Here is an 11,579-nt window from a genome sequence, read left to right as displayed (position 1 = left end):
GTTAGCAGAAGGTGATAATTATGACTAAGAAAGTAACGACGTCAACCTTGTTTAAAATGAAACAAGACAATCAAAAAATCACAGCGCTAACCGCTTATGACGCCAGTTTCGCCAAGCTATTTGACGAACAAGGTGTTGACGTGATTTTAATTGGTGATTCACTTGGAATGGTGCTGCAAGGTTGTGACGATACCTTATCCGTTACCATAGATGATATTGCTTATCACACTTCGTCTGTTCGCAAAGGTACCGACCGCGCATTCGTAATAGCCGACATGCCATTTATGACTTATGCAACTCCAGAACAAACCTATACCAATGCCGCTAAGCTTATAGCTGCGGGTGCAAGCATGGTGAAAGTCGAAGGTGGAGATTGGCTTGTAGAGACCATTAAAGGATTAAACTTACGCGGTGTTCCTGTATGTGGTCATTTAGGGCTGACTCCTCAATCTGTACATGTGTTTGGCGGATTCAAAGTCCAAGGCCGTGACGATTTACAAGCAGAGCAACTATTTGAACAAGCGAAAGCTTTAGCTCATGCTGGCGTTCAATTGTTAGTATTAGAGTGCGTACCATCTTCTTTAGCTGAGAAAATTAGTAAGGCAATTAATATTCCTGTGATTGGTATAGGCGCTGGCGTACATACCGACGGACAAATTTTAGTGATGCATGACATGTTTGGTGTGAGTGCCAACTATATGCCTAAGTTTTCAAAAAATTATTTGGAAATTACTGGTGATATGCGCGAGGCCGTTAAATCCTATATCGAAGAAGTGCAAAATGGCGTTTTTCCAGGCCCAGAACATAGCTTTAACTAATCGCTAAGAAGACACAGGACAAATTATGCAGCAAATTAGTGATATCACCCCCCTAAGAGAAATACGTAGAAAGTGGCAGAATGATGGCAAAACCATTGCTTTTGTACCTACCATGGGGAATTTACATAGAGGACACTTACACCTTGTCGAGCAAGCCAAAGAGCATGCAGACATTGTGGTCGTTTCGATTTTTGTCAATCCATTACAATTTGGACCTGATGAAGATCTAGCATCCTATCCTCGCACCATGGAACAAGATATGGCTTCCTTGGAAGCCATAGGTGTAGATGTGCTTTTCACTCCCAAGGCTGAAGACATTTACTCCCGCGGACTGGAAAAACAAACCTTTGTAGAAGTGCCAGGGCTGTCCTATATGATTTGTGGTGCAAGTCGCCCAGGTCATTTCCGTGGGGTCGCCACCATAGTATGTAAGTTGTTTAATATGGTGCAACCAAACATGGCGTTTTTTGGTGAAAAAGACTTTCAGCAATTACAGGTCATTAAAGCTATGGTGACTGACCTGTCAATGAACCTGCAAATCTATGGTGTGCCTACTGTTAGAGAAGGCGACGGCTTAGCCATGTCGTCACGCAATAATTACTTATCTGAGTCTGAACGACAAAAAGCTCCAGCATTGTATAGCTGCTTACAGAAATTAAGTGAAAACATTCAGTTGGGACGACGAGATTTCAGTCGTTTGATTCAACAATCAATTGAAGAGTTAACCGAAGCAGGGTTAACCGTTGATTATATTGATATTCGTTCAGTTGAATCGCTGTTGAGTCCGGGTCACGAAGAGACAGAGTTAGTAATTTTGGGCGCGGCATTTTTGGGAAAAACCCGTTTAATCGACAATATTCAGGTAACGCTAGAATAACCTAGCGTTAACCTACTGATCTTTTCGATTCCAATAGAGCTTGATCCTCAAGCTCTTTCCAAATTTGTGTCCGTTTCGCAATCGCCAATTGTTCATCTAATATGTTGACCAGATCTTGATCCGTAGTCAGCGGGTTAGCTAAAACCACACGAAACACCGTAAGCAGCCTATCGCCATAATCTTCCACGGTTAACCGAGTTCTAGACACAAAGGACTTCCCTGCTTCACGCTGTTGCTTCTGTACCGCGACGTTTAGCCTATCTAACATTTCACTCTCTATTTCACCGTGAGCATCAACCTGAGCGGGTTTTACACGATAGGTAAGCAGTGACAAGGTTGGTGCTGTAATTAACTCAAAGTTTTCATGTTGGTTAATCAAGCAGGCAAATCGTTGGGCTTTTTCGATACTTTGATCAATCAGTAATTCATATCCCTCACGACCAAATATATTGAACGCGGAATACACCATCATTGCCATACCGTTGCGAGACCCTTCTAACGTGGTTGCCCCTAAATCTTTAGATCCCGCTCTCAATATGTATTGTGCATGATGTCGCACAGCGTTGCTGTCTTCAGGATTTTTGAACACCACAACACCAGCGCCCATAGGCACATACATTTGTTTATGGGCATCAAGTGTCACTGAATCTGCTTTATTTATGCCTTTGAGTTTAACTTTATTACGGTTGGAGAATAGGGTTGCACCACCCCAAGCGGCATCCACATGGAAATGACAATTTAGTTCTTTCGCCACATCAGCCAGCTCATCAAGAGGATCCACATGGCCTGTTTCAGTAGTGCCAGCAATGCCCACTATAGCTAACAACTTATTACCGCGCTGTTCGAACTCGCGTCCTACTGCCAAGGCTTTTTCAGGAGATAAACGCTGGTCTAGGCTCTCTACTGTCAGCATTTGCTCGCGCCCCAGCCCTAAAACATCCACGGCTTTGGAAAGAGAGTAGTGCCCGCGTTTAGAGGACAGTATACCCATATTGGCATAACCGTAATGTTTTAAACCTGCCGCCAACCCCTGTTTGGCAACCCCACGGAAGTTTCCATCGGCCGCTAGAGCTTTATTGCGGGCAACCCAAAGGGCGGTAATATTGGCAATGGTTCCACCTGAACAAAATGCCCCAAGAGAGTGTTTTGCACTGTGTAAGTGGGTTTGATAAAAAGCACCTGACTCATTATAAACCAACTCATGTAACATACCGACAACTTGACGTTCCAAAGGCGTAAAGGCTTTTGATGTTTCAATTTTGACTAAATTTTGATTTAGCCCCACTAGCAGTTTTGCTAGGGGTAAATGAAAATAGGGTAATGCTGATGTCATATGCCCGATAAAGGTTGGAGCATAAGTATTGACTGAATTAGCAACGACTTTTTCTAATAACACTTCTGCATGTGCAGAAACGAACTCTGGAGATTCAGGTACTTTGTAGTCCTGAAAGTTCTGTTCAATATCTTCAAGAGACTTCGCGGTAGTTACAACATGTTGAGAAAGAAAGTCCGACAGATTATCTGACAGATGCTCTTCTATTTGTGCAAGTTTGGAATCTTTACCCTCTGGTTTGGTAAATACTCGGAACATATGTTCCAAACTGGCTGTCGCTTTAACCACTCGTTGTAACCTCTAATGAAAACTTTCAGAGGCGGACTTTAGCGCAAATCCACTGTATCGCCAAATTTAAAGCCATCTAAGTTAATAAAAAGCACCGTTTTTTAACAAATCACTGGAAGTTTCATTTTCTGAACTGAAAAAGTGATGTTATTGTTGTAATCCTGAGCAAAGACAATTTACTGCTAAAAAGTGAACGGACGCTCAGAGGTTCATAATGCTGTAACGAGGACACTTATGCACATTAAAGAAGTCACGGATAATTTTAGTCTGGATAGAATCGTTCCTTTTTTCCAACCCATAATGGATATTTCTCAAGAAACGGTTTGGCGTTTTGAATGCCTCGCCAGGTTAGTCACACCCGATGAACAAACTTTTGTGCCAAGCGAATTTTTACACATCATCGAAGAACAAGCTTCAGTCGCACAATTAACCGAAACCATTTTAAATCGAAGTGCTAATTATTTTAGGGATCTGAATGCCGCATGGAACATTAATATCAACAAACAGGATATGCTAAACCCTGAGTTGTTTCATACCTTGTCAGAAGCCCTCTTTGAATACCCTAACCCAAAGCGGATTGGTTTAGAATTAACCGCTGCGGTAGTGCTAGAAAATATTGAGAGTTTTGAGGCGTTCGCCGCCCGATGTCGTGAGTTAGATATTGCCATATACATTGATCATTTTGGGGCTACCCCAGGCAATATTAATAGTATATTGAACTTCCCCGTGAACGGCATAAAGATCGCTGGCGGGTTGATATCACAGTTAATGGAAAATCACCAAACCTACGAGTTTGTTGAGCATTTTACTGCTCTGGCTAAGGAAAAAGACATCAGTGTGGTGGGTGTACATGTTGAGGACTGGGCAACCTTAGAAAAATTAAAAGAATTAGGTATTCAATATGCTCAAGGTTATTATTTTAGTGTGCCAAAACCTAATTGTTAAGCCTCATACACACAGCAATACATTAGCTAGAATACACTAGCTAGCAACGGGCTACTGCAATAGAGCCCATAAACCATCCCTAGTTAGGACAAGTCGCTAATCACTTGCCAACTTTGCTGGCCGCTGGCCCAGTATTTACGTTCAAAAGGGGTTTGCGACTCATCACTTTGATAAGGGCTCACCGCAGCGGGTTTTTCTGCTGTATTCAAGGCAATGGCAAATTCCTGAATATAAATCTGCCAATTACTTCTAACCTCTAAGATTCCCCCCAAGCCAATTATGTCTTTAAATGCAGCGCAGGCGTGCCATCTTCGCTGTACTTGAGAGGATTTTGGGTACGGGTTAGGATATAACAGAAAGTGATGACTCAATTGCCACTGGGCAGTATTTGCCAACCGCCAAAAATCATTCAGATCCGCGCGGATCACTAAATAGTTAGGAGATTTATCACCATAGTGGGCATGTTTATTGGTGCGTAACTCGGACTTATCAATGCCCACCACTAACGCATCAGGAAACTGTGCAGCAATGTGTGCGGTACTTTCCCCGACCCCACAGCAAGAATCAAAAATCAGAGGCTTAAGTAAATCAGGGTCGAGTTGCTCTCGCCACTTTTGTACTTCTTCAAAGGCATCTAGGGTATGTTGATTGTAGGGCTTCTGACTGGTATTCGATAAATGTCGACGCACCAGCTCAGGCACTTTTTCATGGGGCCCAAGCTGGTTACTGGTAATACTACGAGAATTGCCGGTTTGCATAGTCATTTCTTTAACGTTACCGAAGATTTAGCTGCGTATACCTACACCGCGATTGATCAGGCGATAAGCTATGGTAAATAACAACAAGTTAAAGCCAACCAACAAGCCCAACGACAACATGTAGTCCACGTCTGAAACCCCAAGAAAACCGTATCTAAAGCCATTAACCATATACACGATTGGGTTTGCTTTACTGACCCATTGCCAAAATTCAGGTAACAGGGTTAACGAATAGAACACGCCACCTAAGTATGTGAGTGGAGTCAGCACGAATGTGGGCACCATACTAATATCATCAAAGGTTTTTGCGTACACCGCATTGATTAAGCCCGCAGTGGCGAACAAAGATGAGGTTAGAATGAGAGTGATGATGATAATTGCTAAATTATGGATCTGAATATCCACAAAAAACATGGATACGGTAGTAACGATAACACCAATTAATATGGCTCTGGCCACGCCGCCCCCGACAAAACCCAGAACGATAATCCAACTAGGAACAGGGGCCACCAGCAACTCTTCAATATTGCGTTGAAACTTGGCACTGAAGAAGGATGAACTAACATTGGCATAAGAGTTGGTGATCACCGACATCATAATCAGACCCGGAACAATAAACTCCATGTAGGAAAAGCCGCCCATTTGCCCTATGCGCGAGCCAATCAAACTTCCAAAGATCACAAAATATAACGACATGGTAATCGCTGGCGGTACTAAGGTTTGAATCCAGATGCGTAAAAAGCGTGTACACTCTTTGATCCAAATGGTTCGCAAGGCGGTGAAATTTCGATTTGCCATTATGCTGCTCCTGCCTGTTCTTTTCTGCCTTTCTCAACCATTCTGACGAATAATTCCTCCAAACGATTGGCTTTATTGCGCATACTCAATACGGTAACGCCTTGTTCAGTCAACTGACGAAACACATCGTTCAAACCAACGTCTTTATCTGCATCCACTTCCATGGTGTGATCATCAATATTGCGGAAAGCGAAACCTTGCAAACTGGGTGGTTTGGACTGTACAGGTAAATCTAATACGAAGGTTTCCATGCTCAATTTAGATAACAACGCCTTCATACTGGTATTTTCGACGATAATCCCCTTATCAATAATGGCGATATTTCGACACAACATTTCAGCTTCTTCTAAATAATGGGTGGTTAAAATGATGGTGATACCCTGCTCGTTAATTTCTTTAAGAAAGGTCCACATTGAACGGCGAATTTCAATATCTACTCCAGCAGTGGGTTCATCAAGGATCAACATTTTGGGTTCATGCATCAAAGCGCGGGCAATCATCAGTCGCCGTTTCATACCACCAGAAAGCTCTCTAGCTGGTTCATTACGCTTTTCCCATAAATCCAACTGTTTTAGGTACTTTTCAGCGCGTTTTTTGGCAATATCCCGGGGAACCCCATAATAACCAGCCTGATTAACCACAATTTGCTGAAGGGTTTCAAATTGATTGAAATTAAATTCTTGCGGCACCAGACCAATACAGGATTTAGCTTCAACTAACTCAGTGTCTACCGAATGACCAAATACCTTTACGCTGCCAGTGGATTTATTGACTAACGAGCTGATCACGCCAATGGTGGTAGACTTACCTGCACCATTAGGCCCAAGTAACGCAAAGAAATCTCCTTCGGAGACTTGTAAATTGATACCTTTTAAAGCCTGTGTTCCACCCTTGTAGGTTTTTGTCAGACCAGAAATGTCTAAGGCTTTCATAGCGCTTCCCATTTAACGTTTTATTTTATTTTTGTAAACCTAAACGCCTGCTTATCGCAAACTTCAACGGAGGTTCGATTGATTGAATTTGATATTACCTGAGGGTGAGAGTGTCAGGTCATTTTCCAATATGCTGCCATTTTGCCATATTTCAAGTGCGAATAAACAATTAAAGCGCTTTTTAATGAAGGCAAGCCATCCCCCTAATTGAAAGGTTTACAGCCTGAAACGGCAGGTGTTACCTTATTCAATTGATATAGATTTTTGCATAAATAGGAATCAAATGAGTTACGAACAATACGCTATCGGTGTACCTGGCCAACCTTGGGGTGACGTTGAAAAAGCGCAGTGGTTAGAAAACCAGCAAGTTAAACGAGAATATCAAGTTGAGGTGTTAGCCAAGCTAGAAGCATTAAAAGACACCTTTGAACTTATTCAGTATGGGGCTCTCCCCTATGACCCAGAGCGCTACCCTTTATTTGCCCTTAAAACCAAGTCTTGGGATAAAGATAAGCCTAGCGTGTTAATCACTGGAGGTGTCCATGGTTATGAAACCAGTGGGGTCCAAGGGGCAATTCGTTTTCTAAGCAGCCAAGCAAAGGCCTATGAGGCACACTTTAACTTTGTTGTGCTACCTTGTTTGAGTCCATGGGGTTATGAAACCATTAATCGTTGGGATCCCAAAGCAATAGATCCAAACCGCTCATTTTATCCTAACTCACCGGCCCCAGAAGCGGCACTAGCCATGGAGTATGTGAAGGGTTTACAGCTGGAATTGCTAGCCCACTTTGATTTACACGAAACCACTGACACCGACAATTCTGAATTTCGCCCTGCTTTAGGTGCAAGGGATGGTATTGAACAGGCCGTTTGGGACATTCCCGATGGATTTTATGGCGTTGGCGATAGCAACAATCCGGTGCCTGAATTTCAAAAAGCCGTCATTGATTCAGTTGAAAAAGTCACTCACATTGCCCCCGCTGACGCCGACGGGAAGCTCATTGGTACCCCCATGGAACAGCGCGGCGTGATTAACTATGATAAACGTAAACTCTTCCTATGCGGTGGTTTTTCCGGCGCTAAATACGTCACTACAACGGAGGTCTACCCAGACAGCCCTAAAGCTAACGATGAAAACTGCATACTTGCCCAAGTCGCAGCGATCACCGGCGGACTAGATTATCTAATAAAACAAAGATAAGCCCCACTAAGCTTCAACCTTTAACGCCCGTACCACATACCTCAACTCTGGGTTAGGTGCGGCGCTGTTGAAGGGATAACATGTAATTAGTGTCAATTCATCATCCACACCAGATTCAATTAAATTGATTTGATCTTGATGGGCAATTCGTACCTCCAACACTTTATAGCGACTCACCTTTTCCGTGGTTTCAGTGCTGATCAGATCACCGATTTTGATATCTTGTAGTATCGAAAAGTGGGTGTCACGGTGACCCGTAATCACCGCATTTCCCGACTCCCCTGGAAAGGGAGTACTGCTTATATGACCGGGGCCAAAGGCCATGACTCTGCCGGTTGCCCCAGCTAAAACATATAAAGTTCGGTCGGCAATAGTTAGTTTTGCCACCGGCCAAGTATCTGCCCAAGCCCAAGGCGCTATTTTTTCGCCGGTGTGCAGGGATTCCACCCACGCATCTTCAATTAAATACTGCGCCAATATCGCTTTAGCATGAATGTAACCGCTGGATGCAAACAGATATGCACTTGCTACAAAACATAAACTTGCCCACTTAAAGCGCCAGATTGAATGTAGCAATCTTCGCCTTAGTGGCGCTTTGTGAAAATGACCGTACATAGTCCCATCCCCATCAGTAATAAAGCTAACATCCATTGCAACTGCGCTGGAGTAGCCGTTTGCGGTAGGCTACCGATTGCATGTTTTTGTCCTTTCGGTAAGTGGGATTTAAGCTGTGCATCTTTGCTGCTAGCTTGTGCACTGGGTGTCACATCCACGGCCACTAAACTGGTCATTTCGCTGACGATGTGATGGGTCATCGCCACTTCTTCTATCTGTTTATTCATTTCATCGTAATCTTGATCTAAGCGTTTATCTCGCCCTAACTGCGCTATTTTGCGCCTTGCCCAGAGCACATTTAACCCCCTCTCACTACCGCCATTTTGCAATGACAAACTTTGTTGCCAGTATTGATCCTTCAAGGTGCCAGTAACGGATAGATTATCAACCCCATGATTAGCACGGTAGCTGAGCATTATGGGTTCACCTTTATATAAATCCGGTAGGTTACGGGGATAAACTTCCACATCCTCAGAAAAATTCATCACCAAGTCCGTTAATATGGGATGGGTTAATTTAGTAAATAAGCCCTGCATCTGCTGTTGTACCGAATCCGTAGAGCCAATATAGGTAAAAGTACCTTTGCCCATCCGCGCCGCTTCGCCCATAAAAAAGCTATTGGGCGCCGAACCTATGCCAACAGTAAACAATCTGCTTTGTTGTAAATTATGCTGAATATAGTCAAACAAACTGACTTCGTTGCCCACCGAGCCGTCGGTAATAAAAATCACTTGGCGAATCCGACTTTCAGTTTCATTGCCTGATGAACCTGAGCTCTGTTGACCTAAAGCCAATTGCAAAGCTGATAACATTTCAGTGCCGCCGTCCGCTTGTAAATTAGCTATATAATCGATGGCCTCAGATTTAACCCGAGTATTCGCAACTTTAGGACTAGACCACATTTTTCTTGCGGTTGAATCAAACTCCACTAAATTAAAAGTGTCATTTTCTGGGAGTTCTTGGATGGCATAAATAAGCGCTTGTTTTGCCTGTATCATGGCATCCCCTGACATGGATCCCGAAGTATCAATTACAAAAATAACTTCCCGGGCTAGGCTCAAGGTTTGGCTATCCACATCCGGTGGCATTAACATCACCATGCCATAAAAAGCATCTTGGTGACGCTCCACAAAATGGGCTGCCTTAGGTTCTTGATTAGGCTCAGGTTGCCAACTGAGTACGAAGTCTTGATTTGCAATCATGTCTTGTTGTAAGGATATTTCGTAAACCCCAGCTTGTTTCTCTAATTGATGAATGGGGTGTAATTCACTTTGAATATTTTGCACTGAGAAGCCCGTATTTAAGGCAATATGCATGGCCACTTTATGCATAGGTTCAGGTTCTTCCTGTATAAGCGTCGACTGCCCATCTTTATACACAGGCTGGGTCATGCCCCAACCGCTGTCGGCTATCTCTTGCGCCCCAGCATTCATGTTCAATTTGGGCAGATATCTTGGCGTGACAGTGGTGGGAAAACGTAAACTGAAGGTATTATTTTCATAGGCAACGGCTTGTTGATATTCAATGGTGACTTTAATTGACTCACCTGGGCCGATATTTGCCACCGAATTTTTAAACAAATTAGGACGCTGCTGTACCAGCAAACTGGCTTTTTTACCTTCTCGTTTAGCTTGTTCAAATATGGCCTTGGCTTTCTGCTTAGGGTGAATTTGACCGACAATACGTCGCTCACCAATGAGCATTTCTAAATGATCCACTGCGGCATTTTCAGGTAAAGGAAACACATATATCCCATTCACCCACTCATCACTGATGTTGGTAAAGGTTTGTGTCACTTTCGCTCGGGCAATTAAGCCTGTTATGTTCATATCCACTCGGGTATCTAAAAGTGGCGACAACAGATATCCCTGCTGACCTTGCTTTTGTAAAAAGAAACTCCCTTGCTCTACTTGTTGATAATCGTTGATATACACAGGCGGTTGGTTAGCCTGAACAGACTCGTAAGACACATCAATTTTGAATTTTGACTGGCTAGTAGAACGTTCATCGGTACTTTCATCCTTGAAAAAGGGCGTTGCATATTGCAACGCACCTAAGATAAAAAGTAGCGAAAGGACTATGATAAATCGCAGACGCTTAATCACTGTCTCTCTCCTATAGGTTAGATGCCGTCATAGCTTGCTGACCTTCAGCAACACGAACTAAAACTCTGCGGTCGAAAAAGAAGTCTTCGTTATCAGACTCAGCAGATACTGGCTGGGTTTCCCCAAAGGATAGAGTAAGTACTTGCTTATCATTTACACCCTGAGATAAAAGATAGTCTTTTACGCTCACCACTCGTTGCTCAGAGAGAGCTTGGTTAAAGGAGTCATCACCACGGCTATCGGAGAAGCCGGACAAACTCACCACCAATTGAGGGTTGTTTTTTAAGCCTTTGGCAACTAAATCTAGCTGTGGTTTAAAGTGAGATTCGAGCACATAAGAAGCCGTTCGAAATTGAATATTTGATTCCATTTCCTGCATCACTCGCTCGATTTCTTTGTCCATTGCCACCAATTGCACTTGGCTTTCTTGTTGCGCTTGCGCATAACGTTTTTGCAATGCAAGAAGCTCAGACTCTTGTTGAGACAGTTCGGATTGAACTTTGGCTAATTCACTTTCACTGGCTTCCAGTGCGTTATCGTTGTTGACATCTTCGGCAATTAATACCCCAAAAAGGCCTCCAACTATCGCCCCCACTGGGCCTGCTACTAATCCCCCAGCTACTGCGCCAGAACCAAAACCAATAGCTTCGTTAGTTTGCTCTTCTGTTGTTCTAGATTTAGACACACTTTGTGCAGCTAACCCATTTGCTGACAGGCATAAAGCGATGGCGGTAAGTGGAAATAAAATACGTTTTTTCATTATAGTTCTCCAAAAGAGTAGTTTGATTGAGTTTGTGTTGTTTCGATGGAGTCTATTAAAACCTGACTTTCTGGCATGAAATGCGGGCAAAAATGGCAATCTGGTGAGCAAATGTGGCGAAAAAATGGAAATTGTCGTTATTCAGCCAA

At 43.3% G+C, this 11,579-nt stretch carries 11 protein-coding genes; 4 read left to right on the top strand and 7 right to left on the bottom strand.

Going from position 1 to position 11,579, the window contains the following annotated elements; all coding sequences use genetic code 11:
• Positions 1 to 20: 20 nt before the first annotated feature.
• The gene (panB, locus tag AB6T38_RS10315; RefSeq protein WP_372547244.1) at positions 21 to 818 is read left to right on the top strand and encodes a 3-methyl-2-oxobutanoate hydroxymethyltransferase; all 798 of its coding nucleotides are present in this window, start codon (positions 21 to 23) and stop codon (positions 816 to 818) included.
• A 25-nt stretch (positions 819 to 843) separates the two neighbouring features.
• Positions 844 to 1,695, top strand: coding sequence for a pantoate--beta-alanine ligase (gene panC / locus AB6T38_RS10310; RefSeq protein ID WP_372547243.1), 852 nt, complete (start codon positions 844 to 846; stop codon positions 1,693 to 1,695).
• A gap of 7 nt (positions 1,696 to 1,702) precedes the next feature.
• Here panC and panP read toward each other — a convergent pair whose 3' ends face one another.
• On the bottom strand, positions 1,703 to 3,316 hold the full coding sequence (gene panP / locus AB6T38_RS10305) for a pyridoxal-dependent aspartate 1-decarboxylase PanP (protein WP_372547242.1): 1,614 nt from the start codon (positions 3,314 to 3,316) through the stop codon (positions 1,703 to 1,705).
• 234 nt (positions 3,317 to 3,550) lie between these two features.
• On the opposite strand from panP, the gene AB6T38_RS10300 reads away from it, so the two are divergent.
• A complete protein-coding gene (locus tag AB6T38_RS10300; protein WP_372547241.1) occupies positions 3,551 to 4,261 on the top strand; it encodes an EAL domain-containing protein in 711 nt (236 codons plus the stop codon).
• A gap of 83 nt (positions 4,262 to 4,344) precedes the next feature.
• Here AB6T38_RS10300 and AB6T38_RS10295 read toward each other — a convergent pair whose 3' ends face one another.
• From AB6T38_RS10295 to AB6T38_RS10285, 3 genes are read right to left on the bottom strand one after another with little or no spacing between them, the layout of a single operon-like run.
• Positions 4,345 to 5,019: a tRNA (guanosine(46)-N(7))-methyltransferase TrmB gene (locus tag AB6T38_RS10295; RefSeq protein WP_372547240.1), complete on the bottom strand. Its 675-nt coding sequence runs from the start codon at positions 5,017 to 5,019 to the stop codon at positions 4,345 to 4,347.
• 27 nt (positions 5,020 to 5,046) lie between these two features.
• Positions 5,047 to 5,817 carry an ABC transporter permease gene (locus AB6T38_RS10290; RefSeq protein ID WP_348490267.1) on the bottom strand — a complete coding sequence of 257 codons (771 nt, stop codon included), beginning with the start codon at positions 5,815 to 5,817 and terminating at the stop codon, positions 5,047 to 5,049.
• A complete protein-coding gene (locus AB6T38_RS10285) occupies positions 5,817 to 6,749 on the bottom strand; it encodes an ABC transporter ATP-binding protein (protein WP_372547239.1) in 933 nt (310 codons plus the stop codon). Before AB6T38_RS10285 ends, AB6T38_RS10290 begins: the two co-directional genes overlap by 1 nt.
• A gap of 283 nt (positions 6,750 to 7,032) precedes the next feature.
• On the opposite strand from AB6T38_RS10285, the gene AB6T38_RS10280 reads away from it, so the two are divergent.
• Entirely contained in the window at positions 7,033 to 7,950 is a 918-nt protein-coding gene (locus AB6T38_RS10280; protein ID WP_372547238.1) for a M14 family metallocarboxypeptidase, read from the top strand.
• A 6-nt stretch (positions 7,951 to 7,956) separates the two neighbouring features.
• On the opposite strand, the gene AB6T38_RS10275 is transcribed toward AB6T38_RS10280, so the two are convergent.
• The 3 genes from AB6T38_RS10275 to pdsO are packed head-to-tail and all read right to left on the bottom strand — an operon-like array spanning position 7,957 to position 11,430.
• Positions 7,957 to 8,526 carry a class GN sortase gene (locus AB6T38_RS10275; protein WP_372547237.1) on the bottom strand — a complete coding sequence of 190 codons (570 nt, stop codon included), beginning with the start codon at positions 8,524 to 8,526 and terminating at the stop codon, positions 7,957 to 7,959.
• An 8-nt stretch (positions 8,527 to 8,534) separates the two neighbouring features.
• Positions 8,535 to 10,670, bottom strand: a complete 2,136-nt coding sequence (locus AB6T38_RS10270; RefSeq protein WP_372547236.1) for a marine proteobacterial sortase target protein — start codon at positions 10,668 to 10,670, stop codon at positions 8,535 to 8,537.
• Between the two features lie 10 nt (positions 10,671 to 10,680).
• A complete protein-coding gene (gene pdsO / locus AB6T38_RS10265; RefSeq protein WP_372547235.1) occupies positions 10,681 to 11,430 on the bottom strand; it encodes a sortase-associated OmpA-like protein PdsO in 750 nt (249 codons plus the stop codon).
• Positions 11,431 to 11,579 lie beyond the last annotated feature (149 nt).

The sequence above is a fragment of the Aliiglaciecola sp. SL4 genome (assembly GCF_041538045.1).
Classification (GTDB): Bacteria; Pseudomonadota; Gammaproteobacteria; order Enterobacterales; family Alteromonadaceae; genus Aliiglaciecola.
Note: the sequence above shows the minus strand (reverse complement) of the source record. Positions and strands in the feature narration are given on the sequence as shown.

What these genes read in the sequence shown, in the direction of transcription:
- panB (WP_372547244.1), top strand. Translation starts at nt 21, where the DNA reads ATGACTAAGAAAGTAACGACGTCAACCTTGTTTAAAATGAAACAAGAC.
- panC (WP_372547243.1), top strand. Translation starts at nt 844, where the DNA reads ATGCAGCAAATTAGTGATATCACCCCCCTAAGAGAAATACGTAGAAAG.
- AB6T38_RS10300 (WP_372547241.1), top strand. Translation starts at nt 3,551, where the DNA reads ATGCACATTAAAGAAGTCACGGATAATTTTAGTCTGGATAGAATCGTT.
- AB6T38_RS10295 (WP_372547240.1), bottom strand. Translation starts at nt 5,019, where the DNA reads ATGCAAACCGGCAATTCTCGTAGTATTACCAGTAACCAGCTTGGGCCC.
- AB6T38_RS10290 (WP_348490267.1), bottom strand. Translation starts at nt 5,817, where the DNA reads ATGGCAAATCGAAATTTCACCGCCTTGCGAACCATTTGGATCAAAGAG.
- AB6T38_RS10285 (WP_372547239.1), bottom strand. Translation starts at nt 6,749, where the DNA reads ATGAAAGCCTTAGACATTTCTGGTCTGACAAAAACCTACAAGGGTGGA.
- AB6T38_RS10280 (WP_372547238.1), top strand. Translation starts at nt 7,033, where the DNA reads ATGAGTTACGAACAATACGCTATCGGTGTACCTGGCCAACCTTGGGGT.
- pdsO (WP_372547235.1), bottom strand. Translation starts at nt 11,430, where the DNA reads ATGAAAAAACGTATTTTATTTCCACTTACCGCCATCGCTTTATGCCTG.